Here is a 24,634-nt window from a genome sequence, read left to right as displayed (position 1 = left end):
CGGATGAACATCGGGTTTTGTGAACATGAGTGATAGCACTGTTACTCCGGCCGCTGGCGCACCCGCGGCCAAACCTTCCCTGCATTGGCCGACGCTGCTGATCGGAATATGCCTGGTCGCTGGCGTGGCCGGTGGGTTGGGGTGGCTCATGCACAAACCCAAGGCGCCGGCGCCTGAGTTGGCCAGTGACAAACTGGGTATGGGTCGCCCGGATGGTTTGCTGGAAACCCATTCCTTGAGCCAATTGCCCAAAGACCTGCTCGCGGTGCCCTTCCTCAAGGAAACCCTGACCGAAGATTTCGTCTTCTACTACGAAACCCACGCCGATCGCCTCGGCCTGATCGGCAGTCTGCGGCGGATCATCTACGAGCATGACCTGAAGTTGCAGGACACCCTGATCGAGCAACTGTTCGACCAGCCTGCCGACGTAGCGTTGTGGCGCGGGGCGGACGGGCGGCTCAAGGATTTCCTGCTGGTGATGGATCGCGGCGGACTGGCCAAGGTGCTGGAACCGTTGGCCAAAGTCGCGCTGGACGACTCGCAGCTGAGCAAGGTCGCTGAGGTGAAGGTTGGCAGTGAAGACGTGCCGCTCTATCAGCTCAGTTACAACGCCAGCAAGGCGCTGTTGTTCGCATCCCATGGCGACAAACTGGTGGTGCTGTCCAATCCGGCGAAACTCTACGATCCGCAAAGCGGTGCAATGGAGGAACCGGGCAGCGTATCGACCACGGCGGTTGCTGCGCTGCTCAATGGCGAAAAACTGTTTCCCGAAGCCTTCGGCCTGCCACCTCGTGCGCCGCAGGTGAAACAACGCCTGTCGGTGAATGCCAGCGTGCTGGCCATGGGTTACCAGCGCTTCATTCCGAACTTCGCCGGCCTGCGTTTCGACATGGACGACAAAGGCTGGCACAGCTTCCTGGCCATGGATGAACTGGAGAATCAGCCGGATTTCGATTTCAAGCCGATCTGGCAAGCCATGCCCATGGGGGCCAGCGCTTGCGTAGCGTTGCCACTGGCTGCCGAACAACAGAAACCGCTGCTGGTGAAACTCGGTGCCGAGGAGAAGGTGGCCCAGGCACTGACCGAACACATGGCCGGCGCGGCGGGGCTGTGCTGGTATGCCGATTCGCGGTTGTACACGCCCTTGCTGGTGGCCAGCCTCAACGATGACGACGGCGGCAAACTCGATGGGGATCTGGGCAAGCTGTTCGGCTCGATGGTCGGTGCGCACGAGAGCAATGTCGAGGACGGTGCCTTCCCGGTGGTGGAAAAACAGGAAGGCCAGAGCCATCAATGGCAACGTCAGGTCAGCTCCAGTTTCGGTCCCTATTCGGCCAGGGAAGCTCAAGATCCCGATGCCATCACCGGCAAGGCGTTCATGAAAGTCAGCCTGGCGCGGCATGGTTCTACGTTGCTGTTTTCCCTCGACGACAAGCTGGTGGACAAGGCTCTCGGCACCCTCGACAAACGCTTCCCGCCGATAGCCGACGTTGTGCCCAAGGATTTGCTGATGCCAGTCTATTTCGGTCCCGATTCCATGGCGCAACTGATGCAGCAGGAAACCCTCGACAGCCTGCCCCAGGACATGGAACCGGTGTTCTACAACGCCGCGCAAACCTTCCTGATTCCGAAGCTGCGCACGCTCGGTGGCTATGGCAAATACGCTCTGACCTTACCTGAAGGCAGCGAGCCAGACGGCCACTGGCAGTGGCTGCCGCTGGAGTGGAAAGCGCTGTGACGGCATTGATCCGCAGTCTCGGTCTGCTGGCGTTGTTGCTGAGCGCAGGTGCCCGCGCTGTCGAGGCACCATCGCTCGACCCGCAGCAATCCCAGGTGTTTCGTGCCTGGTTCGTGCGCATCGCCCAGGAGCAACTGAGCCAGGGCCCGAGCCCTCGCTGGTATCAGCAGGATTGCGCCGGGCTGGTGCGCTTCGCCGCCAATGAAGCGCTGAAAGTCCATGACGACAAATGGCTGCGCAGCAATGGCCTGTCCAATCGCTACCTGCCGCCGGAGCTGCAATTGAGCGACGCCCAGCGCGGTCTCGCCCAGCAATGGCAGCAGGGCGGCGGCAAGGTCGGGCCGTACGTCAACGCGATCAAATTGATCCAGTTCAACAGCCATCTGGTCAGCCGTGATGTGTCACAGGCACGCCCTGGCGACCTGATGTTTTTCGATCAGGGCGACGACCAGCACCTGATGATCTGGATGGGCCGCTACATCGCCTATCACACCGGCACCACCACACCCACCGACAACGGCATGCGTTCGGCAAGCCTGCAGCAACTCATGACATGGAAGGACACCCGATGGATACCCGACGCAGCCAACCCCAACTTCATCGGCGTCTATCGACTGAATTTTCTCTCCCAATGACCGGTGCCCGCATGCTGCGTTTTCTGTCTCTGATGTTGGTGTGGATGCTGCCACTCTCGGTGGTTAACGCCGATGACTCGGTCCCGGCCAGCGGCTATGCGCCTGTAGCCGGCGAGAGTTTTTTCCTGCTGGCCGACAGCAGTTTCGCCAGCGATGAGCCGGCGATGGTGCGCCTTGAAGCGCCGGGCCGCGACTATCGCCGGTTTCGCATGGAACCCTATGGCGGCGCGGACATTCGGGTGTATCGCATCGACAAGCCGCTGGACTTCCTCAAGCGCCAGAAGAATCTGCATCGGGTGGTCAGCGATGGCCAGTTCAAGGGTGAAGGTCTGTCCAACACCCTCGCGTACCTGTGGGACAACTGGTATCGCAAATCCCGCCGGGTGATGCAGCGGGCGTTTTCCTACGAGTCGCGTAAACAAGTCACCGAGGAAGTGCCGGAACTGAAGATGGGCAATGCGATGGCCACGCCAACGCCCTACGATGCACAGCCGCAATTCGCGTTGATACCGGGCTTGCCGGTGGTCAGCCAGTTCCGTTACCCGTTGTGGCAGGCCAAGCCGATCCAGCCACCGGCGGGGGTGAACCTGGCCGGATCTTCCAGCGAGTTTGTCAGTGTCGCACCGGGCAATGTGTACATCCCGTTGGGCACTCTCAAACCGGGTCTTTATCTGGTGGAAGCGCTGATCGGCAAGTACCGCGCGACCACCATGGTGTTCGTCTCCAACACCGTGGCGGTGAGCAAGATTGCCGGTGACGAATTGCTGGTGTGGGCCGCGCGCAAACACGAAGGCAGCTCGGTGCCGAAGGTCAATGTGCTGTGGACCGACGGCCTGGGTGTGATGAGCAGCGGCGCCACGGATAGCGACGGCTTGCTGCGCTTGAAACACGTCAGCCCCGAGCGTTCCTTCGTGATCGGCGAAGACGAAGAGGGCGGAGTGTTCGTCTCCGAGAACTTCTACTACGACAGCGAAATCTACGACACCAAGCTCTATGCCTTCACCGACCGGCCGCTGTATCGGCCGGGGGATTGGGTGTCGCTGAAAATCGTCGGACGTGAATTCAAGAACGCGCGGGACTCGGTGCAGCCAAGCGCTGCCGACGTCAATGTGAGCGTGCTCGATGCCACCGGCACGGCGCTGCAATCCCTCGATCTGAAGCTCGACTCCAGGGCCGGCACCCAAGGCCGCTTCCAGTTGCCGGACAATGCCGTGGCCGGTGGTTATGAACTGCGTTTCAGCTACAAGGACCAGACCTACAGCAGCGCCTTCCGCGTCGCTGAATACATCAAGCCGCACTTCGAGATTTCGCTCAATCTGGCCAAGCAGGATTACCGCACCGGCGAGCCGGTCAAGGGCAACCTGGTGCTGCTGTACCCGGACGGCAAACCGGTGGCCAATGCGAAATTGAGCCTGAGCCTGCGCGCCCAACAGCTGTCGATGGTCGACAACGAACTGCAATACCTCGGGCAATTTCCGGTGGAGCTGACCAGTACCGAACTGAGCACCGACGCCAAGGGTAATGCAACGCTCGACCTGCCCGCCGCCGACAAGCCGAGTCGCTACATGCTGACCGTATTCGCCAGCGACGGCGCGGGGTATCGGGTCAAGACCACCAAGGAAATCCTCATCGACCGTGGCGCGGCGAACTTCCGCTTGAGCGCGCCCCGACGCTTCAGCGCGGTGGGCGACAAGGTTGCGTTCAGCTACACCCGCGAAGGCGAGCAGGCGCAAGCCGTTACACCGGGCAGCTACGGCTGGGTACGTCTGGAAGACCAGAGCAGCGGCGAAGGCAAACTCACGGCAACCGACAAAGGTTTCACCCTGGCCTTTGACCGGCCAGGCACCTACAACCTGACACTCAAGGATGACCACGGTCGCGTGGTCGGCGCCACCGGGCATTCGGTCACCGGCGAAGGTGTCAAAGCCGTACCCGGTACCGTGGAAATCGTCCTCGACAAGCCCGAGTACATCACCGGCGATGAAGCGCTGGCGCTGATTACTTTCCCGGAACCGGTCAACGATGCCTTGTTGTCGCTGGAGCGGGACAAGGTCGAGGCGACCGCGCTGCTGTCCAGGGGCGGTGACTGGCTGAAGACGGAAAAACTCAGCGATACCCAATACCGTGCGCGCATCCCGGTGAAGGACGGCTTCGCGCCGAACCTGACCTTCTCGGTGCTGTACACCAAGGGCGGCCAGTACAGTTTCCAGAACGCCGGCATCAAGGTAGTAACGCCACAGATCGACGTGGCCATCGCCACCGATAAAGATACCTATCAGCCGGGCGAAACCGTTTCGGTGGACCTGACGACTCAATTTGCCGGTAAGCCGATCCCGGCGCACCTGACAGTCAGCGTGGTCGATGAAATGGTCTACGCGCTGCAACCGGAAGTGGCGCCGAGCATCGACCAGTTCTTCTATCACCCTCGGCGCAACAACGTGCGCACCAGCGCCAGTTTGTCGTTCATCAGTTATGACGTCGCCTTGCCGGGCAGCCCCGGTGCACCTGGCAAAGCCAATCGCAGTGAGCGCGGCGTGAAGGTGCTGGAGCGGCCGCGTCGCGAGGACGTCGACACGGCGACGTGGCAGCCAGAATTGCTGACCGACGCCAACGGCAAAACCCGTTTCACCTTCAAGATGCCCGACTCACTGACCCGCTGGCGCATCACCGCCAGGGCCATCGCCGATGACGGTCAGGTCGGGCAGAAGAAGCAATTCGTACGCTCGGAAAAACCGCTGTACCTGAAGTGGAGCGGGCCGAGCCGATTCCGCGTTGGCGACAAACCGGACCTCGGTGTGTTCGCCTTCAGTCAGGCCGAGAAACCGGTCAAGGCCGAACTGGTGACCCGTTACGCCGGCAACGAACAGCGCCTACCTGTCACCCTGAACAGCGGCATCAACTACATCCCGTTGCCGGCGTTTGAACTGGCCAATGGCGAGTGGAGCGCCGAGTTGGTGCAGGACGGCAAAACTGCTGACGCGTTGACGGTGCACCTGAGCGCGACCGGTGAAGGCTGGCGGGTGACGCAATCGCAGAGTCTCGATGTGAGCAGCGGCGATACACCACTGTCTCTGCCGGCAGACGCGACCGATATTCGCCTGCGCCTGGATGACAGTCCGCAAGCGTTGTTCCGTTCGGCCCTCGACGACCTGTTGAGCTACCCCTACGGTGGCGTCGAGCAGACCGCCAGTCGCCTGTTGCCGTTGAGCATTGCCTACCCGACGCTGGCGGCGAATCCGCAGATCCGCGATCGCTTGCGCCTGATCATGCAAAACAGTCGCCTGCGCCTGGTACAAATGGCCGGTCCTTCGGCGAGCTTCACCTGGTGGGGCATGGACGGCGAGCCGGACGCGTTTCTCACCGCCTACGCCTATTTCGCCGACTGGCACGCCAGCCGGGTGCTGGACCTGAGCCTGCCGCCGGAGCACTGGCAGCGGGTGCTGGAGGTCTACGCCAAACAGGCGAACAACACGCCGCTGCTGCAGCGGGCGCTGATCCTGTCGTTCGCCAGGCAGATGCAGTTGCCGGTCAACACCTTGCTCAGTGGCCTGATGGACGATCTGGCGAAAGCGGGTGAGGGCAGTGCCGCGAACCTGATGGAGGACGGTGAAGACAGCCTCGTCATGAGCGATCCGGACTCCGCATTGGGGCTGGCTGCCGCGCGAGTGCTGACGGCCTCGCTGGCCAGGCAGGCAAAGGTCGCTTTGCCGGATGCGTTCAACCGGCAACTGGCCGACGCGCAGCAACGTCTGGCGGTCAGTTCCCAGCCGTTTGCCGAAGCGCTGAACCTGTCGCTGCAACCCTTCGATCAGGCTCACGCACAGGCGTTGCTGCAACGCCTGTTGCCGCAGCAATCGACCCTGGAACGGGCATTGGCGCTCACCTGGCTGCAACGCAGCATCGAGCAGGCATCGCCCACCATTGCATTGGCCCCGGGTGAAGGCTGGAAGAAACAGTACGGGGTTTCTGGTGAGATGTATTGGACGTGGCAAGGGCCTGCGCCAGTGCCGGCGGTATTGACGCTGAACGGGGTTCAGGAGCGTCCGCTGCGCGCTGCATTGAGCTACCGGAGCCAGCAGCCGACGGTCGATCCGATGGCCGTGACCATCACCCGTCGCCTGTCGCGATTGGTGCCGGGGGATGAAGCGTTTACCTTCAAACTCGAAGCGGTCGGCAACGCGCCGCTGTCCAGCGACAGCCTCTATCTCGACGAAGTGATCGTCACTAGCAAAGCTACCAGACCGCTGCGCTACGGCCTGCTGGAAGTGCCGCTGCCACCGGGCGCCGATGTCGAGCGCACGACCTGGGGCATCAAGCTCTTGGGCAAGGCTGGCAGCGAACCGACATCGCTGGAGAAGGCGCGTTTCGAGCCGGGGCAAATGGCTTACGCCGTTCCGATCGATGCCTTGAGTGGCGAATTGCGCCTGCGGCATCTGCTACGTTTCTCACAGAAGGGGCAGTTCAACTTGCCGCCGGTGCGATTCACCCAGGTGTATGCGCCGCAGCATCAGGCAATGGAACAAAAGGCAGCCCTTGGCCAGGTCACGGTTCACTGACGTGCACAGGTTGCTGCTGGGGTGGCTGCTGTGTTTGATCCCTGTGCTGGCGACAGCACAGGACGAACTGCTGCGCCTGGCCTTCAAGGGCGATTTACTGTCGTTGAGCCGAACTCAGGTGATCGCCCGCGAGCCACTGCCGCAGACCTTGCAGACACCACTGGGCAGTGTGTGGAAGTTGTTCGTCTACGCCTGGCTGGTCGATACCGGTGCGCGTGAGCCGGCTTACGAATGTCGCGGCCACTCGAAGGAAGAAGTCTATTGCTGCACGGCGGGCGGCAGGATCGAGCGCGATCAGGCGTTGGTGAAGTCATGCGGTCTGTATTTCGAACCCGCGCGACTGGGCATCCGCGAGGCCGACTGGCGAGCCTATTGGCAGACACGGCAGGCGCCACCATGGTTGCTGGATTTGCCTTCGTTGCAACCGGCTACCCGGGTTTCGGTGGCGCAGCTGTTGAAGGTGTTGGCCGTGCTGCCGGCACAGGATCAAGCCCGACGTGTGTTGCTCGATGTGGTGCTCAATGCTGTTGATGGCCAAGTCGTCGGCGAACTCGGAAGCCGCCTGCGGGTGAAGACCTGGAGCTGGTTGGCGGATCAGGATGCCACGTCACGCCAGGGCGGATTTGCCGGTTGGACGGCGGATGGTGCACCGGTCTGGGCCGGGGGGCGGGGCACCAGTCAGCGGGTACTGCGTGATTACGCCCAGGCATTGTCCACGGTGATTCCTGTTGCCTGGCCTGCGGATGCAGGGAAGTGCGTAGAAGTTGATCTGTTCTCCCGCTATCCACTTCGGCGTGTGCTGTCACAGGGCAGTGTGGTGTCCTCCGGGGCGTTACAGGGTGACTACCGCGTCGAATTCGCCAACGGCAATGCGCTGGATATCCACAGCGATGGCGAACTCTTTCTGCTGAACGACAAGCTCGTCGCCCGGCTGGATCGCGAAGAGTACGTCGCCCGTGTGCTCCAGCGCGAAGCCACTGCCGAGCCGGTCGAGGCCGCCAAAGCCCTCGCGGTGGCCATCCGCACGTACCTGCTGCAAAACGCCACGCGCAGTGGTGATTGCCTGAGCATCGATGACAGCAGCAACCGTCAGCGGGTCGCGCCGCGTCCGGCATCGACCGGGTCACGCGACATCGCCGCATGGACCAGCGACCTGGTCCTGGCCGGCAGCACCGTTACCTATCATTCCGATCAACCCGGCCCGGACAAACTGTCCTGGCAGCAAGCCGTCGAACAGGCCCGTGCCGGCCAGCGCTACGACGCCATTCTGCTGCACGCCTACCCACGCGCCAGTCTCAGTCGCTGGGACAACCCGGTCGCGTCCTGCGAAGCGTTGCCCGCCGCACAAGACTGGCTGCAGAAACAACGGCGCGGCTGGCGTGTGCGGTTGGAAGGCGAGGTCGGCTACAACGAAGTCAGCACCTTCGCCGTATGCCGCCTGGCCTTCGGACGCCCCTATGTCGACCGCGAACGCCAGCGTATCTACGTGCGTGGCGTGCTGACGCTGCAAGACCGCCTCGACCTGACCCACGAATACCTGCACCTGGCCTTTGAGGCACACCCCAACGGCCAGGATGAAACCTACATCGAAGGGCTCGCCCGCCACCTCTTGCTGGAATAGGCCATGAAACTCCGTTATCCACAGGTCTTGCTGTGTCTCTGCTCGCTGCTGGCGTTGCCATCAGTGATGGCGGCGGACAGCGTCAAACTCGACACCCCCGCAGGCGGCTGGCGCACCGGCGCGCCCGAGGGCGAGGGGGAAAGCTTCCGGCAGGTCGTCAACTACCCGGCTTCGTCGGTCAACACCCCGGTAGGGCAGGCCAACACCGCACGCATCAGCGGCCAGATCAAAGCCACAGCGAAATCCACAGAGCCCGGCCGGCTGATCGTCAACGGGGTGAGCATGCCGCTGAAAATCGACCCGGCCGGCCGCTTCGATCGCCCGTTCTCATTCCCCAACGGCAGCAACAGCGTCGAAGTTCGCAACCCCGATGGCCAACAACGTCACCGCACGCAATTTCTCAACAGCAGCGGCGGTGCGACCCCGGCCAAGTTACGTGTGTTACTGGCATGGGACAGCGACAACACCGACCTCGACCTGCACCTCATCACCCCCGACGGCGCGCACATCTGGTACGGCGACCGCATCGTCCCCAACGGCGCAGCGCTCGACGTCGACGTCACGACCGGCTACGGCCCGGAAATCTTCGCCATGCCCGCACCGATCAAGGGCCAGTATCTGGTGTATGTGAACTACTTCGGTGGCGGCTACAGCAGTGATGAACAGGGGCAGGAAGACGCGGTGCAAGCACTGACCACCGCGCAGGTGACGGTGATTACCGAGGAGGGGACGCCGAGTGAAAAAATGGAGACGTTCCTGGTGCCGATGCGGGCGGTGGGGGAGTTGACGTTGGTGAAGTCGTTCAGCTATCCGTGAGGTCGAGGTACAACTTGCGCAGCGTTTGCACACGATTGCGCCCGTGATCCTTGGCGCCATACAGCGCTTCATTGGCCTGTGAAAGCAGGCTCGAAAGCTCGTAGCCCGACTCGCCGGTGGTGACGACGCCGATACTGACACTGAGCATCCCCGGCTCCAGCAGCGACAGCCGGGAAAACGCCTGGCGGATGCGTTCAGCAATCTGAACCGCCTCCTGCTCATCCGCCCCTTTGAGCAGGCAGGCAGCCTTGAACTTATCCTCCATGTGTAATCCACTTGACAGAGTCCATGCCCTTAGTAATATCGTTTTGATATTATCTCGGCATAGGGACTGCATGAGAACAGCCGAAAAAATTGCTGCTGATCCATTCTGAACAATGAGGTCGGGGTAGTCAGGCGTAGTGGAATGGAGTCAAAAAGCCTCTACGCCCCCCCAGCTTTCATCAGCCATCTGTGAACGGGCGCAGTAAATCCCCTTGGTTTCGTAGATACATCTAATAGTCGACTATTGATCGAACCTGGCTAGTCGCCAATGTCGGCTTTGGACTGTAACCACGCAAGTTGAGCCGGATTGAGAATAGTATGCGCACCGATTTTTTAAACCAAGCAAGAGTTTGACATGAGCATGTACGAGGATTGGTTGCGCCTCGAGTTACTGCTTGAAGTTTAGCCTGTGGCAGAAGCCGCTTTTTTAGCAGTAAAGACAGGAGAGTCTAAATGGCAACAGTTAATGGAAAAACGGTAACCGGGTCCACCATCTATGGAACCACCGGCTATGATATAATTTATGGCGCCAACATCGCCGAAGTTATTTATGGCGGAACGGGTGACGATAGCATTTATGGCAATGATGGTAACGATACGATCTATGGTGGCAGTGGGTCGGACGCCCTGGATGGCGGCAACGGCAACGATATCCTGGACGCGGGCACTAGCAGTAATAGCGTCCTTACAGGCGGCGCAGGGGCAGATACTTTCGTCATAAATCGTGGAGCCAGTTATATAGGGCAAACCATCACGGATTTTGACGTATCCGCAGACCGGCTGGATCTTCGTCAGGTCGGTATCTCCGACATCGAGACACTTAATCGCCTGTTTGAAGTCAACTACGATGACAAGCTTTTATTCACAATCAATACTAACGGTTATTATTCGAAGACCACGCTGAACAATCTTTGGGCCACCGGGATCGGGGAGTTGGACGCGTCCAATGTGCTTCTCAATACGACCGTCAAAGACGATACGCTGACCGCAACCTCCAGGAGCGACCTGTTCGGAGGGTTGGGTAATGACAGGCTTACAGGTTCCTCGTCCAGCGACCGCCTTTTTGGCGAAAGCGGCAATGACACCCTCTTCGGCATGAATGGGAATGACCTTTTGGTCGGTGGTGCCGGCAACGATACCCTGAACGGTGGCGCCGATGAAGATGTGCTCGAAGGCGGTAGTGGCAACGATATCCTGAACGGTGGCACTGGGAGGGATGAGCTCATCGGCGGGGCTGGTAGCGACGTATTCATCGCTCAGCGGGCGAGCAATTACTACGACTCGACCCGAGTCATCGATTTCAGTCTCGCGGAGCAGGACAAGCTCGATGTCCGCAGTTTCGGGATCAGTGATATCGAAAGCCTCAAGCGCTTGGTTGAGGCGGTGAACGACAAAGGTGGCGACGTCATCACAAATAGGTACGGCGGCTACTCGGCTGAGCTGGTGCTCACGGGAGTATCGGTTGCCGACCTGACAACGACCAATCTGCTCCTCAATACGAGCACGGCCAACACAAATCAGTTCGCCACCGGCAGTAGCGATTTGTTCGGCGGCCTTGGCAACAACCGTCTCGTTGGCTCCTCGTCCCACGATCGCCTGTTCGGCGAAGGCGGCGCTGACACCCTGGAGGGGGGCGATAGTTACGACCTGCTTGTGGGTGGCAGCGGTAACGATAGTTTGTTCGGTGGCAATGGTAACGACACACTGGAGGGCGGCATTGGCGACGACAAGCTCGATGGTGGCGACAACAATGACATCCTCAAGGGCGGCGTCGGTAACGATACGCTGAATGGCGGCCTGGGCGACGACGTGTTATCGGGCGGCACCGGTAATGACTTGCTGATCAGCAGCCTTGGCGACGACTTCCTGGACGGCGGTGAGGGCATCGATACCCTGTCCTACGCAGCAGAGGGATTGACGCTCAACGTCGATCTCAACCTCACGGGCGAGCAGCGTGTCCAGGCATCCCGTTACGAGGATGATCGAATTCTCAATATCGAAAACGTTATTGGCGGTTACGCGAACGATCGCCTGGTGGGCAATGCCTATAACAACAGCCTCGATGGTGGCAATGGCGACGATACACTCAGTGGTGGACTTGGTAATGACGTCCTGCGTGGTGCGGCTGGCAATGACACCATAAACGGGGGTAGCGGCGTGGACACGGCCACCTACGAGGGGGCAGCTTCCGGGGTCAAGGTCGATCTGAACATTAAGACTGCCTCCCAGAATACACTCGGTGCAGGAGTCGATCGCCTCCTCTCCATCGAAAATCTCACCGGATCCAGCTACGCCGATACGCTCAAAGGCGATGCGGCAGCCAACGTGTTAACGGGCGGACTAGGCAAGGACACCCTCACCGGCGGCGCTGGCAGCGATATTTTCGACTTCAATTCGTTGTTGGAGACAGGGACGATCAGCTCCACCTGGGATGTCATCAGCGACTTCGTGCGCGGTAGCGACAAGATTGACCTGTCGACGCTGGATGCCAACACCGCCACGACCGCCAATGACGCCTTTTACGCGATCATCGGTAGCACGACCGCCTTTACTGCTGCCGGGCAATTGAAGGTTGCCAATGGCGTGCTCTACGGCAACACGGATGCGGACAACACCGCCGAGTTCGCCATTCAGATCACCGGCGTCACGAGCCTCTCGACTTCGGACTTCATACTTTGAATGTGGGGGGCAAATAGCCCCTCATCGAGCCAAGGTTCTGAACGACCCTGACCATTTCATCAAAGCTGTTCAGTTATGGAAGTTTGAATCCTTGATCAGCAGAAAAATCCGGAGCCTCCTAACCAGGTTCCGGATTTTTTATGTACAAGTACCCGCCAGATCAAGCCGAGGAAGCGACTCAATTGATGCTCAATCGGGCGGAGACGCTCTGTGAGGCTGCCTGGCTATAGGCGTGAGCCATGGACGGCACAGATCGTTGGTGCCACACACACACACACCTACGTGGATTTCGGGCATTAAAAAGCCGGCTTGTGGCCGGCTTCTCGGGGACTGGCTTGGATCATTTTTGGTAAACCGCGCCAGCCTTCAAAACGTACACCCGGATCTTGCGTCCGGCTGTGGGACCTGGTGAGAAAGTCATCTGTCAGGTCAGCGCATCTGAGCCGCGGTGCGGGTGGATGCGCAAATGTGGGGCGCAGCATACGCAGGTTTGGCGCAAATTCCCAGCGGGAAGTGCCGTGCAGAGCTGTTCGGCCACCTGGGTGGATGGCCGATGGGCGTTGTGGCGCGTTTAAAGAAAGGGCACGGCCGGCCGCCGTTTGTTCAGGGTCGACCACCAGAACACCCAACCCAGTACCCTGATGTTCTGCTCCTCGATTTGTGCCGCCCGGAAGATTTCATCCGGGTACTCGGCGCGGTTGTGGCTGCGCAGTCGCAGGGAGTTGCCCGGTAGTCGGTGCAGGTACTTGATGCGCAGCATGCCGTCATGTTCGATGGCGTAAATCTCGCCATCGACAATCTGGGTCAGGCCACGGTCAATCGCCAGGGTTGAACCGTCTTCAATTTTTTCCCCCATGCTGTTGCCGCTCATGAAGGCGCAGATGGCGTCGGCGTGGTTGATTTCCAGTGAATCGAGATGGCTGCGGGGCAGGCGGATGGATGTCTCGGGATCTTCTATGACGTGGGTTTTGTTGGATCCCGGGGCGATGACAGCTTCTTTGTAGAAAGGCAGTTCGACGTCGACTGGCTCGATGACCGTATAGATACCGCGGATGGTCTGGGCGTCGAAGGTGTTGCCGGACTCCTCGATCAGACGCAGGTGCCGGGCGTCTTTCGAGCCTTCGCCGGTTTTCAGCCAGTCGCTGCTGACGGAGAGTTTTCGGGCGACTTCTTCCATGCAATGGGCAGGCACGCCGCGGGTGTACCAGTTATGTACATTTTGCGGAGCCGTACCCAGAAAGTCGGCAAATCCGGTGGTCGTGATGTTCGCTGCTTCGAGGAGCGCTTTAAAGCGTGGGCCGCTAGTGTTCTTTTTCATGAACGCGAGTCTACTGGCGGCTGGTAGGGGTTTGAATAAACGCCTCGTTCAAATTTCGTGGGTAATTTACGACCGGATGTAAGACGTTCTTGAGGAATTTTAAACAGGCAAAAACCAAGGCCGGACAAGGCTAAACGTCCTGTTTAAAGCCCTTATCAAGTGCCCACAAAAAACCCCGGATATACCGGGGTTTTTCTTGCAGTCTGTCGCTGGAAGCTCGCGGCTTCTCTTAACCTTTATAGGCTGCAACCGACTTGGTGATCGCGTCGCGGGCGGCGTCTGCACCGGCCCAGCCTTCGATCTTCACCCATTTGCCTTTTTCGAGATCTTTGTAGTTCGCGAAGAAGTGCTCGATCTGCTGGATCAGCAGTGCTGGCAGGTCGGTGTATTCCTTGACGTCGACGTACAGCTGGGACAGCTTGTCGTGCGGAACTGCGATGACTTTGGCATCGCCGCCGCCGTCGTCGGTCATGTTCAGGATGCCGACCGGGCGAGCGCGGATCACCGAACCAGGAGCAACCGGGTAAGGGGTCACGACCAGCACGTCGAGGGGATCACCGTCGTCAGCCAGGGTGTTCGGGATGTAACCGTAGTTGGCCGGGTAGAACATTGGGGTGGCCATGAAACGGTCAACGAACAGGCAATCGCTGTCTTTGTCGATTTCGTACTTGATCGGCGCGTGGTTGGCCGGAATCTCGATCGCGACGTAGATGTCGTTCGGCAGGTCTTTGCCAGCCGGAATCTTGCTGTAGCTCATTGGGCGTTGCCCCCGTTAGTTGACCAGAAACACTTGGCCGGATTGACCAAAAAGTGGCGGCGATTATAGGCATATTCCTGTGTCGACGCCATGTACCAGAAGTCGTATGGCGCTCACTGGTGTGCCTGATAGACAGGGTCATGCGCCTGAAGTTGCTTCAACCTCGTCAGCGGGTCCTGGCGATAGAACAGCTTCAGCTGCTGGTACACCCGTGGATAAGCCTCGTACAGCAAATCCGGGGCGCTGAAGAAGTATTCGCTGGTGACGGCGAAGAACTCGGCAGGGTTTTCGGCGGCGTACGGGTCGATGGCGGTTTCAGCGTCGGGATTGCGTTCCAGTTGCCGATCAAGGTCGTCGTAGGCCTCTTGCATGACCTTGGCCCAGTCGCTGACCCGCATGTCGGGGTGCAATGGCGGCAGGCCGTTGGCGTCACCGTTGAGCATGTCGAGTTTGTGCGCCAGTTCGTGGATCACCAGGTTGTAGCCTTCCCAGCCTCCGCTGGCCATGACGCCGGGCCAGGCGAGGATGATCGGGCCTTGCTGCCAGGCTTCACCGCTGTGCTCACCGTCCCATTCATGCTCGACGCCGCTGGCGTCGCGATGGCGTTGGGGGCTGAGGAAGTCATCGGGGTAGAGAATGATTTCGTGGAAGCCCTGATACCAGTTCAGGTCGCCGAGGTGAAGCAGCGGCAGTTGCGCCTGGGCAGCGAGCAGCAAGCGTTGCTCCTGATGCAGTTCGACACCGGGCAGGGCGCTCAGGTGCTTGTCTTCGAGGAACAGCACGCAGGCTTCGCGCAGCCATTGGTCTTCGGCGGCACTGATGCCATCGAGAAAGCTCAGGTGATGGCGCACCCGTTGCCACATGTCATCGGCAATCGGGTGCCTGGCCAGGGTGCGTCGGCGACGCCAGGCGCTCAGGGACCACATCGTGTCAGCGCGATTCGGCTTTGGAGCTCGAGCCGGCAAGGCGGCTACGCACCATGCCGATGATCATCGGCACCAGCGACAACAGGATGATGCCCACAATCAGCAGCGACAGGTTCTTCTTGATGAACGGTACGTTGCCGAAGAAATAACCGAGGGTCACCAGGCCACCGACCCACAGGATGGTGCCCAGCACGCTGAAGGCGAAGAAGCGCGGATAGGGCATTTTCCCCACACCGGCGACGAAGGGGGCAAAGGTCCGGATGATGGGCAGGAAGCGCGCCAAAGTCACGGTTTTGCCGCCATGCTTGTCGTAGAAGTCGTGGGTTTGTTGCAGGTAGTCGCGGCGGAAAATCTTCGAGTTCGGATTGCTGAACAGTTTTTCACCCGCCGTTCGTCCGATGATGTAGTTGGTGCTGTCGCCCAGAATCGCCGCCAGCATCAGCAGGCCGCCGAGCAGTACCGGGTCCATGCCGCCACCGGCCGCCACGGCGCCGGCGATGAACAGCAGGGAGTCGCCCGGCAGGAAGGGCATGACCACCAGGCCGGTTTCACAAAAGATCACCATGAACAGAATGGCGTAGATCCATGCCCCGTAGTTGGCTACAAGCATGTCGAGGTAGACGTCGAGATGCAGGACAATGTCGATCGGGTTGAAATCCATGGATAGCACCTGTGGTATTGGCCCGACTCTACAGGCCTGTGCGGATGACTTCGCGTAAGACTACGGATAGGGGTAGTTTTTCTTACAAGCCGGGAATATCGGAATTATACGAGGCGACTGGTGAAAATCGCGTCGAGATTGTACCGGGGAATGTCATGACAGGGCTGATGTTTGATAACGAACGGGAGGAGCGAGCCTGCTCGCGATGCCATCGCGAGCAGGGTGCAGGTGATTCAGAGTTCGTCGCTGATCGGCAGCACATAGTTCTTGAATTCGGTGTCTACCTTGAATCCGATGGACTCGTAGGTTTTCTGCGCGATTTCGTTGTTGCTGCTGGTGGAAACGCGCATGCGTACGGCATTGGTTTCCTTGGCCATTTTTTTCGCGGTACGGATCAGGTTGTCGGCCACCAACTGGCGGCGGGCGTCCTCTGCGACATAAATATCGTTGAGGATCCACACGCGTTTGAGTGACAGCGAGGAGAAGCTCGGATAAAGCTGACAGAAGCCCATCAGCTTGTTGCTGTCGTCATCGGACAGCGCCAGGTAGATCACCGACTCCTTGCGACGCAGGCGTTTTTCGAGGAACGCCCGGGACGAGTCCGGATACGGCAGGGAGCCATAAAACTCGCGATATTTGACGAACAACGGGGTCAGCAGGTCCAGGTGTTCGAGGGTCGCTTGAATAATCCGCATGGTAGGTCTCGTCTTCAAGTGGCTGTCTTACGTCTCTGACGGCGATGGGAAACCCTTGGCGGCCGTGCCACGATCCTGCCTTAAACTGGTACGAATGTGCAATGCGGAAGCGGTTCAGGCATTCGGCGGCCCAAGCAGGAAATTATCTTTCATGTCGGCTCCCGCATCCGACTCCAGGGTCTGAACCTGTGCTTCATCCTTCAGATTGACCCCCGACAACTGCCGTCGGCAGGCTTCGCGCATCAAATACAGCAAACGGTGTGCCGCCATGCCATAACTCAGGCCTTCGAGCCGCACGTTGGAGATGCAATTACGGTAGGCATCGGTAAGGCCGACCTTGGGATTGTAGGTGAAATATAATCCCAGGCTGTCCGGAGAGCTGAGGCCAGGGCGTTCGCCGATGAGGATGACGGTCATTTTCGCACCCAGTAACTCACCGATTTCGTCAGCGATCGCCACGCGCCCCTGTTCCACCAATATCACCGGCGCAACAGTCCAGCCTTCGGCTGCAATCTGTTCTTCGAGGCGTGCCAGAAAGGGCAGGGTGTGGCGATGAACGGCCAGTGCCGACAGGCCGTCGGCGATCACAATCACCAGATCGATCCCGCCAGGATGCGCCGCAGCGTAATCACGCAGGGTCTTTGCCGACTCGTCACTCAGCTTTCGTCCCAGGTCCGGGCGTTGCAGGTAACTGTTGCGGTCGATCGCTGCGCTGTGCAGCAAAAGGCTTTGGTGTCCGCGTTCGGCCAGTTGTGAGTTGAGTGCCGCGTGATCGAACGGCAAGTGCACCGCATCCCGTGCCTGGGCGTGAGCGTACTGGAAGTCCAGTTGCGCGCGGGTGGGAATGCTGGTGCCGGTTCGGCCCAGGGCAATTCGCGCCGGTGTCAGGCGTCGCAGTTCCAGCCATGGGTTGTGGGGATCGAAGGGTAGTTTATCCATGTCATTGCTCATCCCAATTGCGCCAAGGCCTGCCGAAAGGCCGGCGGCAGGCTGTCACCGAAGAGAATCCTGCCGTCCGATTGAGTGAAGATGCCCATTTTCGCCAGCCACTGCTCGAACTCCGGCGCGGGCTTCAACCCCAGGGTCTGCCTGGCGTAGAGCGCATCGTGGAACGAGGTGGTCTGGTAGTTGAGCATGATGTCGTCGGAACCCGGGATGCCCATGATGAAGTTGATCCCGGCGACACCCAGCAGGGTCAGCAGGGTGTCCATATCGTCCTGGTCAGCTTCGGCGTGGTTGGTGTAGCAGATGTCGCAACCCATGGGCACACCGAGCAATTTGCCGCAGAAGTGGTCCTCCAGGCCAGCGCGGATGATCTGTTTGCCGTTGTACAGGTATTCCGGACCGATAAAGCCGACAACGGTGTTGACCAGAAACGGGTTGAAGTGACGCGCGACGGCATAGGCGCGGGTTTCGCAGGTTTGTTGATCGACGCCATGGTGAGCATTGGCCGACAGCGCGCTGCCCTGGCCGGTTTCGAAATACATCAGGTTCTGGCCCAGGGTGCCGCGATTCAGGCTCAATCCGGCGTCATAGCCTTCCTTCAACACACTCAGGTTGATGCCAAAACTGGCATTGGCCGCTTCGGTGCCAGCGATCGACTGGAACACCAGGTCCAACGGGACGCCGCGATTGACCGCTTCGATCGACGTGGTGACATGGGTCAGCACACAAGCCTGGGTCGGGATTTCGTAGCGCTGGATGATTGCGTCAAGCATCTCCAGCATCGCGCAAATCGAGGCGATACTGTCGGTGGCCGGGTTGATGCCGATCATCGCGTCGCCATTGCCGTGCAGCAGGCCGTCGAGAATGCTCGCGGCGATGCCGGCCGGTTCGTCGGTGGGGTGGTTCGGTTGCAGTCGCGTGGACAGGCGCCCGCGCAGACCCAGGGTGCCGCGAAACTGCGTGACCACGCGGATTTTTTGTGCCACCAGCACCAGATCCTGCACACGCATGATCTTTGATACGGCGGCGGCCATTTCCGGCGTCAGGCCGGGTGCCAGGGCGCGCAGGACCTGTTCATCGGCGGCATCACTGAGCAGCCAGTCGCGAAAACCGCCGACGGTGAGGTGGCTGACGACCGCGAAGGCCTTTTTGTCGTGGGTGTCGATGATCAGGCGCGTCACTTCATCGGATTCGTAGGGAATCAGTGCTTCCTGCAGAAAGTGGCTTAGCGGAGTGTCGGCCAAAGCCATCTGCGCGGCCACCCGCTCGCCATCGTTGAGCGCGGCGACGCCGGCCAGAAAGTCTCCGGAGCGGGCCGGGCTGGCCTTGGCCATCACGTCCTTGAGGCTGTCGAAGCGGTAAGTCTGGGCGCCGACGGTATGGGCGAATGTGGCCATGGGGCGGTGTCCTCCAATAATTACTGCAATCTGCTCTTTCTGTGGGAGCTGCGTGCACTTCAATCATGCAGGCGCCGGGCAGCGGGCCCGGCACCGGTGCATCTAGATACCTTCGAGCATAGCGTCCGCCGGTGCTTCGGAGCGCTGCCGGGCGGTCAACTGGAAGTACAGGTAACCGGCGATCATGAACCCGAGGAAGATCAGGCCGATCAAGGTGTTGAACCACGCCATCGCCACCAGGCACACCACTGCCAGGAACAGCGCGATCCCCGGTACGATCGGATAGCCCGGCGCACGGAAGGTGCGTTCCAGGTTCGGCTCGGTTTTACGCAGTCTGAACAGGCTCAGCATACTGATGATGTACATCACGATGGCGCCGAATACCGACATGGTGATCATCGCCGCCGTCAGGGTCATGCCTTGCAGATTGACCAGTCCATCGCTGTAGATGGCCGCAATGCCGATCACGCCACCGGCCAGAATGGCCCGGTGCGGCGTCTGGAAGCGCGAGAGTTTGGCCAGGCCTTTGGGCAAGTAGCCGGCGCGAGCCAGGGCGAAGAACTGGCGTGAATAGCCAAGAATGATCCCGTGGAAACTCGCCACCAGGCCGAACAGCCCGATCCACACCAACATGTGCATCCAGGTCGAATTATTGCCAACCACGGCCTTCATTGCCTGGGGCAGCGGATCGTTGATGTTCGACAGTTGGCGCCAGTCGCCGACGCCGCCCGCCATCACCATCACTCCAATGGCCAGGAACACCAGGGTCAGAATGCCGCTGACGTAGGCCCTGGGGATGGTGCGTTTCGGGTCCTTGGCTTCCTCGGCGGCCATGGCTGCGCCTTCGATAGCGAGAAAGAACCAGATCGCGAAGGGAATGGCGGCGAAGATGCCAGGAATCGAGCCCATCGTGAACTCATTGGCACCCGACCAGCCGTTCAGTACGAAATTGCTGAAACTGAAGCCCGGGGCGACCACGCCCATGAACACCAGCAATTCAGCGACGGCCAGCACGGTGACCACAAGTTCGAAGGTGGCCGCGATGCTGACGCCGAGGATATTCAGGCCCATGAACACGAAATAGGCGCCAACGGCGGCGATCTTCGGGTCCAGTTCCGGGTATTGCACGTTGAGGTAGGCGCCGATGGCCATGGCGATGGCCGGTGGGGCAAAGACGAACTCGATCAGGGTAGCGATGCCGGCGATCAAACCGCCTTTTTCACCAAAGGCCCGACGACTATAGGCAAATGGCCCGCCGGCGTGGGGAATCGCCGTCGTCAGTTCGGTGAAGCTGAAAATGAAGCAGGTGTACATCGTCGCCACCATCAATGCGGTGACGAGAAAACCCAGGGTGCCTGCGGTGCCCCAGCCGTAACTCCAGCCGAAGTACTCGCCGGAAATCACCAGGCCGACGGCAATGCCCCATAGATGCAGGGTGCCGAGTGTGGGTTTGAGCTGTGTGGAAGAAGTAGTCATAAGTCCTCTCTATTTTTTATTGTTCGATCTTTTGGACTTTCGGGTGTGACGGCTTGGGTGAAACGCTGAATGACGGGTACGCAAGGCCCGTGCCAGAGCGGCCAGGCTTTGTGTGTTGGGTCATCACGGACGCCTTCGCGAGCAAGCCCGCTCCCACATTGGACTTGTGTCGGTTACCTGATGCGGGTTTACACAAAACCCCTGTGGGAGCGGGCTTGCTCGCGAAAGCGGTGGAAAGGGCGCCACAAAAACACCTGTAGCGCCCCGGTTTTTAGAAGAAGCCCAACGGATTGATGTCGTAGCTCACCAGCAGGTTTTTGGTCTGCTGATAGTGATCAAGCATCATCTTGTGGGTTTCACGGCCGACGCCGGACTTCTTGTACCCGCCGAACGCGGCGTGCGCCGGGTACAGGTGGTAGCAGTTGGTCCACACCCGACCGGCCTTGATGGCGCGGCCCATGCGGTAGGCGCGGTTGATGTCGCGGGTCCAGAGGCCGGCGCCGAGGCCGAACTCGGTGTCGTTGGCGATGGCCAGGGCTTCGGCTTCGTCCTTGAAGGTGGTGATGCTCACCACCGGGCCGAAGATTTCTTCCTGGAACACACGCATCTTGTTGGTGCCCTTGAGCAGCGTTGGCTGGATGTAATAGCCGCTCGCCAGGTTGCCCTCGAGTTTTTCCACCTTGCCGCCGGTCAGCAACTCGGCACCTTCGCCCTTGGCGATTTCCAGGTACGAAAGGATCTTGTCGAATTGCTGCTCGGACGCCTGGGCGCCGACCATGGTGTCGGTGTCCAGCGGGTCGCCGCGTTTGATTTGCAGGACCTTCTTCATCACGACGGCCATGAACTCGTCGTAGATCGACTCCTGCACCAGCGCGCGGGAAGGGCAGGTGCAGACTTCGCCCTGGTTGAAGAACGCCAGCACCAGGCCTTCGGCGGCTTTCTCGATGAAGGACGGTTCGGCCTTCATGATGTCTTCGAAGAAGATGTTCGGCGACTTGCCGCCCAGCTCCACGGTGGACGGGATGATGTTTTCGGCGGCGCATTTCATGATGTGCGAGCCGACCGGGGTCGAGCCGGTGAAGGCGATCTTGGCGATGCGTTTGCTGGTGGCCAGGGCTTCGCCGGCTTCTTTGCCGAAGCCTTGCACGATGTTCAGCACGCCCGGTGGCAGCAGGTCGCCGATCAGTTCGACCAGCACGGTGATGCCCAGCGGGGTCTGCTCGGCGGGTTTGAGCACCACGCAGTTACCGGCAGCCAGGGCCGGAGCGAGTTTCCACGCGGCCATCAGGATCGGGAAGTTCCACGGGATGATCTGGCCGACCACGCCGAGGGGTTCATGGATGTGATAGGCCACGGTGTTGCCGTCGATTTCGGCGGCGCTGCCTTCCTGGGCGCGGATGCAGCCGGCGAAGTAGCGGAAATGGTCGGCGGCCAGCGGGATGTCGGCGTTGAGGGTTTCGCGCACGGCCTTGCCGTTGTCCCAGGATTCGGTGATTGCCAGCAGTTCGAGGTTCTGTTCGATGCGGTCGGCGATTTTCAGCAGCACCAGCGAGCGCGCCTGGGCGGACGTGGCGCCCCAGGCGTCGGCGGCAGCGTGGGCAGCATCCAGGGCCTTGTCGATGTCTTCGGCCGTGGAGCGGGGGAATTCGGCAATCGGTTGGCCATTCACTGGCGAGGTATTGGTGAAGTACTGACCTTTGACAGGCGCGACGAACTCGCCGCCGATGTAGTTACCGTACTTGGCTTTGAACGAAACGATAGCGCCTTCAGTACCGGGGTGAGCGTAACGCATGGTGGTCTCTCCTTGCTTTTGTGCTTATAGGGAGTCGCGCATGTGCGCTTGCTATAAGCGTAGAGCAAGGGGCGGGCCAGTGCGTTGCAGCTCAGGCAAATCAAGGCCTTGCGCGTTTTTTGTCGGACGGATGGAGTGCGGCTGTGACGCTTTCGGTACAGCTGGCGTGACACTTTGTACCGATTCTGACACGACCTGTGACCGAGCGGTCTTGCCAGCATTGCAATGCTGGCCCGGCTGGAGGATGCTCGGGCAATCACAAGGACTGACGCGGCAGCTCCTACAGGGAGCGTGTAAACCTTTCGGGGGGAGAATAATAAGAAATGCACGACAACCATTTGAGTCGCCATGCCCAGCAAGTTCTGACCGTTACTCAGGGCAAGGCCCACCTGCATGGCCCTGGCAGTGATCCGTCCATCGCCCGCTCCTGGCTGCGCTGCCTTGAGGACTATCACCTCGACCCGGCGCTGAGCATCGCACCGACGGTGCTGGAACACGGTCGTGTCCTTGAAAGTCGCGAACGCTTGCAGCAAGTGCTGCACATCGCTGGCAATGAAATGACCAGCCTGCACCAGCAACTCTCCGGTGCCGGCCATGCAGTGCTGCTGACCGACGCCCGCGGCGTGATCCTCAATTGCGTCACCGCGCCTGCCGAACGACAGATTTTCGAGCGTGCCGGGCTCTGGCTCGGCGCCGACTGGAGCGAGGCCTGCGAAGGCACAAACGGTATCGGCACCTGCCTGGTGGAGCGTCAGTCGCTGACCATCCATCAGGACGAACACTTTCGCGGCCGCCACACCGGCCTGACCTGCTCGGCAAGCCCGGTCTTCGATCCCCATGGCGAATTGCTGGCGGTGCTCGACGTGTCGTCGGCGCGGCGCGATGTGTCGCGGCAAAGTCAGTTCCACACCATGGCGCTGGTCAATCTGTCGGCGAAGATGATCGAGAGCTGTTACTTCCTGCGCTGCTTCGACAACCAATGGCTGCTGCGTTTTCACTTGCAGGCCGAGTCCGTCGGTTTGTTCAGCGAAGGGTTGCTGGCGTTCGACGGGGAAGGGCGCATCTGCGCGGTCAATCAGAGTGCGCTGAACCTGCTGGGACATATTCGCGGCGGCTTGCTGGGTAAACCGGTGGAAGCGTTTTTCGATTGCTCGCTCGATGAGTTGCTGGGGCGGGCGAGTATCAATGCCGCAGCCAGTTGGCCATTGCGTACCCGTGATGGTCGCAAGCTGTTCGCGGTATTGCGCGGCGAGGCGCGGCGGTCGCTGCCGATTCCAATGGAGCCTGCTCCCAAGGCTGCACTGGCACCGCGCCTGTCGGGCATTTGCCTGGATGATGTGACCTTGCAGGCCGACTTTCGCAAGGCCTTGCGCGTCTACGAGCGCGACGTGCCGTTGCTGATCAACGGCGAAACAGGGTCCGGCAAGGAGGCCTTCGCCAAAGCGCTGCACCACGCCAGCCAGCGGGCGGAAAAGGCCTTCGTCGCCCTAAATTGCGCGGCCATTCCCGAGAGTCTGATCGAAAGCGAGCTGTTCGGTTACCGTGGCGGCAGCTTCACCGGTGCACGCAAGGAAGGCATGCGCGGCAAGTTGCAACAGGCCGACGGCGGGACCTTGTTCCTCGATGAAATCGGTGACATGCCACTGGCCCTGCAGACGCGATTGCTCAGGGTGCTGGAGGACCGGCAGGTGGTGCCGATCGGTGGCGAGCCGGAAGCGGTAAACGTGCGAATCATCAGTGCCACCCACCGTAATTTGCTGGATCGCGTGCAGGACGGCAGCTTCCGCGAGGATTTGTATTACCGCCTCAACGGACTTGAAGTCGCGCTGCCGGCTTTGCGTGATCGCAGTGATAAATCGCAGTTGCTCGACTTTTTACTGGCCGAAGAGGCGCACGCAGAAGCGGTGTGGATTGACGGGCCGGCACGCGAGGCTTTGTTGGGATTTGCCTGGCCGGGCAACGTACGCCAGCTGAGAAATGTGCTGCGTACGCTGGCAGCCCTGTGTGAGGACGGACGGATCGGTCTGGAAGATTTGCCGGCCATGATTCGTTCGGCCAGGCCGGCGATGGCGCAGGCTGTCGAGGAGCCATCGGAGCATCCGCTGGAGGATGCCGAGCGGCTGGCGTTACTCAGTGCGCTGGAGCAGACGCGCTGGCATATGACGCATACGGCGCAGCAGTTGGGGGTCAGTCGAAATACCCTTTATCGCAAGCTGCGCAAGCACGGGATTGCCCGGTAAGCTGCGTCGCCCCCAATCGCGGGCAAGCCCGCTCCCACAGGGTCTATGGGGTCTTTGTGGGAGCGAGCCTGCTCGCGAAGGCGTCTTTGGATCTGAAACATCAGGTGCGATTTTCCCC

General features: G+C 60.3%; 17 protein-coding genes. 7 read left to right on the top strand and 10 right to left on the bottom strand.

Translation table 11 applies throughout. The annotated features are described in order from the left end of the window. Nucleotides 1-25 precede the first annotated feature (25 nt). The 5 genes from ACXX83_RS21495 to ACXX83_RS21475 are packed head-to-tail and all read left to right on the top strand — an operon-like array spanning nt 26 to nt 9,366. Nucleotides 26-1,738 carry a DUF2138 domain-containing protein gene (locus ACXX83_RS21495; RefSeq protein ID WP_458549524.1) on the top strand — a complete coding sequence of 571 codons (1,713 nt, stop codon included), beginning with the start codon at nt 26-28 and terminating at the stop codon, nt 1,736-1,738. Beyond that, a complete protein-coding gene (locus tag ACXX83_RS21490) occupies nt 1,735-2,373 on the top strand; it encodes a DUF1175 domain-containing protein (RefSeq protein ID WP_104451308.1) in 639 nt (212 codons plus the stop codon). The genes ACXX83_RS21495 and ACXX83_RS21490 overlap by 4 nt, the downstream gene beginning before the upstream one ends. After that, nucleotides 2,370-6,929 (top strand): alpha-2-macroglobulin family protein, encoded by a 4,560-nt coding sequence (locus ACXX83_RS21485; RefSeq protein WP_458549523.1) that lies wholly within the window; start codon nt 2,370-2,372, stop codon nt 6,927-6,929. The genes ACXX83_RS21490 and ACXX83_RS21485 overlap by 4 nt, the downstream gene beginning before the upstream one ends. Before the next feature lies 1 nt (nt 6,930). After that, complete coding sequence (locus ACXX83_RS21480; RefSeq protein WP_458549522.1) at nt 6,931-8,550, top strand: DUF2300 domain-containing protein; 1,620 nt, start codon at nt 6,931-6,933, stop codon at nt 8,548-8,550. Between the two features lie 3 nt (nt 8,551-8,553). Then, a complete protein-coding gene (locus tag ACXX83_RS21475) occupies nt 8,554-9,366 on the top strand; it encodes a YfaP family protein (protein ID WP_458549521.1) in 813 nt (270 codons plus the stop codon). On the opposite strand, the gene ACXX83_RS21470 is transcribed toward ACXX83_RS21475, so the two are convergent. Then, nucleotides 9,353-9,631 carry a diguanylate cyclase gene (locus ACXX83_RS21470; RefSeq protein ID WP_458549520.1) on the bottom strand — a complete coding sequence of 93 codons (279 nt, stop codon included), beginning with the start codon at nt 9,629-9,631 and terminating at the stop codon, nt 9,353-9,355. The two genes, ACXX83_RS21475 and ACXX83_RS21470, sit on opposite strands and share 14 nt — an antisense overlap. A gap of 452 nt (nt 9,632-10,083) precedes the next feature. Here ACXX83_RS21470 and ACXX83_RS21465 point away from each other — a divergent pair, with 452 nt between their 5' ends. Further along, complete coding sequence (locus tag ACXX83_RS21465) at nt 10,084-12,309, top strand: calcium-binding protein (protein ID WP_217836471.1); 2,226 nt, start codon at nt 10,084-10,086, stop codon at nt 12,307-12,309. 571 nt (nt 12,310-12,880) lie between these two features. Here the strand turns inward: ACXX83_RS21465 and ACXX83_RS21460 are convergent. The 9 genes from ACXX83_RS21460 to exaC all read right to left on the bottom strand — a co-directional run bounded on the left by ACXX83_RS21460 (nt 12,881) and on the right by exaC (nt 22,276). Next, nucleotides 12,881-13,627 carry a S24 family peptidase gene (locus tag ACXX83_RS21460; RefSeq protein WP_458549519.1) on the bottom strand — a complete coding sequence of 249 codons (747 nt, stop codon included), beginning with the start codon at nt 13,625-13,627 and terminating at the stop codon, nt 12,881-12,883. 229 nt (nt 13,628-13,856) lie between these two features. After that, nucleotides 13,857-14,384 (bottom strand): inorganic diphosphatase, encoded by a 528-nt coding sequence (gene ppa, locus ACXX83_RS21455; RefSeq protein WP_007894323.1) that lies wholly within the window; start codon nt 14,382-14,384, stop codon nt 13,857-13,859. A gap of 113 nt (nt 14,385-14,497) precedes the next feature. Further along, nucleotides 14,498-15,310 (bottom strand): M90 family metallopeptidase, encoded by an 813-nt coding sequence (locus ACXX83_RS21450; RefSeq protein ID WP_458549518.1) that lies wholly within the window; start codon nt 15,308-15,310, stop codon nt 14,498-14,500. A gap of 4 nt (nt 15,311-15,314) precedes the next feature. Next, nucleotides 15,315-15,971, bottom strand: coding sequence for a DedA family protein (locus ACXX83_RS21445; RefSeq protein WP_095965734.1), 657 nt, complete (start codon nt 15,969-15,971; stop codon nt 15,315-15,317). Between the two features lie 233 nt (nt 15,972-16,204). Further along, entirely contained in the window at nt 16,205-16,666 is a 462-nt protein-coding gene (locus ACXX83_RS21440; RefSeq protein ID WP_015096995.1) for a GNAT family N-acetyltransferase, read from the bottom strand. A 114-nt stretch (nt 16,667-16,780) separates the two neighbouring features. Continuing rightward, a complete protein-coding gene (eutC, locus tag ACXX83_RS21435) occupies nt 16,781-17,617 on the bottom strand; it encodes an ethanolamine ammonia-lyase subunit EutC (protein ID WP_458549517.1) in 837 nt (278 codons plus the stop codon). After that, nucleotides 17,614-19,008 (bottom strand): ethanolamine ammonia-lyase subunit EutB, encoded by a 1,395-nt coding sequence (locus ACXX83_RS21430; protein ID WP_217836467.1) that lies wholly within the window; start codon nt 19,006-19,008, stop codon nt 17,614-17,616. Before ACXX83_RS21430 ends, eutC begins: the two co-directional genes overlap by 4 nt. Nucleotides 19,009-19,110: 102 nt before the next feature. Continuing rightward, entirely contained in the window at nt 19,111-20,484 is a 1,374-nt protein-coding gene (gene eat / locus ACXX83_RS21425; RefSeq protein ID WP_015096992.1) for an ethanolamine permease, read from the bottom strand. Between the two features lie 271 nt (nt 20,485-20,755). Next, complete coding sequence (exaC, locus tag ACXX83_RS21420; protein ID WP_034148108.1) at nt 20,756-22,276, bottom strand: acetaldehyde dehydrogenase ExaC; 1,521 nt, start codon at nt 22,274-22,276, stop codon at nt 20,756-20,758. A gap of 323 nt (nt 22,277-22,599) precedes the next feature. Between exaC and ACXX83_RS21415 the strand changes: the two genes are divergently transcribed. Continuing rightward, a complete protein-coding gene (locus tag ACXX83_RS21415) occupies nt 22,600-24,516 on the top strand; it encodes a sigma-54-dependent Fis family transcriptional regulator (RefSeq protein ID WP_458549516.1) in 1,917 nt (638 codons plus the stop codon). The last annotated feature ends 118 nt before the right edge of the window (nt 24,517-24,634 follow it).

The organism is Pseudomonas sp. GNP012, from assembly GCF_054343835.1.
The sequence above is the reverse complement of the archived record's forward strand: the minus strand, read 5'-3'. Positions and strand labels throughout refer to the sequence as shown.

What these genes read in the sequence shown, in the direction of transcription:
- ACXX83_RS21495 (WP_458549524.1), top strand. Translation starts at nt 26, where the DNA reads ATGAGTGATAGCACTGTTACTCCGGCCGCTGGCGCACCCGCGGCCAAA.
- ACXX83_RS21485 (WP_458549523.1), top strand. Translation starts at nt 2,370, where the DNA reads ATGACCGGTGCCCGCATGCTGCGTTTTCTGTCTCTGATGTTGGTGTGG.
- ACXX83_RS21475 (WP_458549521.1), top strand. Translation starts at nt 8,554, where the DNA reads ATGAAACTCCGTTATCCACAGGTCTTGCTGTGTCTCTGCTCGCTGCTG.
- ACXX83_RS21470 (WP_458549520.1), bottom strand. Translation starts at nt 9,631, where the DNA reads ATGGAGGATAAGTTCAAGGCTGCCTGCCTGCTCAAAGGGGCGGATGAG.
- ACXX83_RS21465 (WP_217836471.1), top strand. Translation starts at nt 10,084, where the DNA reads ATGGCAACAGTTAATGGAAAAACGGTAACCGGGTCCACCATCTATGGA.
- ACXX83_RS21460 (WP_458549519.1), bottom strand. Translation starts at nt 13,627, where the DNA reads ATGAAAAAGAACACTAGCGGCCCACGCTTTAAAGCGCTCCTCGAAGCA.
- ppa (WP_007894323.1), bottom strand. Translation starts at nt 14,384, where the DNA reads ATGAGCTACAGCAAGATTCCGGCTGGCAAAGACCTGCCGAACGACATC.
- ACXX83_RS21450 (WP_458549518.1), bottom strand. Translation starts at nt 15,310, where the DNA reads ATGTGGTCCCTGAGCGCCTGGCGTCGCCGACGCACCCTGGCCAGGCAC.
- ACXX83_RS21445 (WP_095965734.1), bottom strand. Translation starts at nt 15,971, where the DNA reads ATGGATTTCAACCCGATCGACATTGTCCTGCATCTCGACGTCTACCTC.
- ACXX83_RS21440 (WP_015096995.1), bottom strand. Translation starts at nt 16,666, where the DNA reads ATGCGGATTATTCAAGCGACCCTCGAACACCTGGACCTGCTGACCCCG.
- eutC (WP_458549517.1), bottom strand. Translation starts at nt 17,617, where the DNA reads ATGAGCAATGACATGGATAAACTACCCTTCGATCCCCACAACCCATGG.
- ACXX83_RS21430 (WP_217836467.1), bottom strand. Translation starts at nt 19,008, where the DNA reads ATGGCCACATTCGCCCATACCGTCGGCGCCCAGACTTACCGCTTCGAC.
- eat (WP_015096992.1), bottom strand. Translation starts at nt 20,484, where the DNA reads ATGACTACTTCTTCCACACAGCTCAAACCCACACTCGGCACCCTGCAT.
- exaC (WP_034148108.1), bottom strand. Translation starts at nt 22,276, where the DNA reads ATGCGTTACGCTCACCCCGGTACTGAAGGCGCTATCGTTTCGTTCAAA.
- ACXX83_RS21415 (WP_458549516.1), top strand. Translation starts at nt 22,600, where the DNA reads ATGCACGACAACCATTTGAGTCGCCATGCCCAGCAAGTTCTGACCGTT.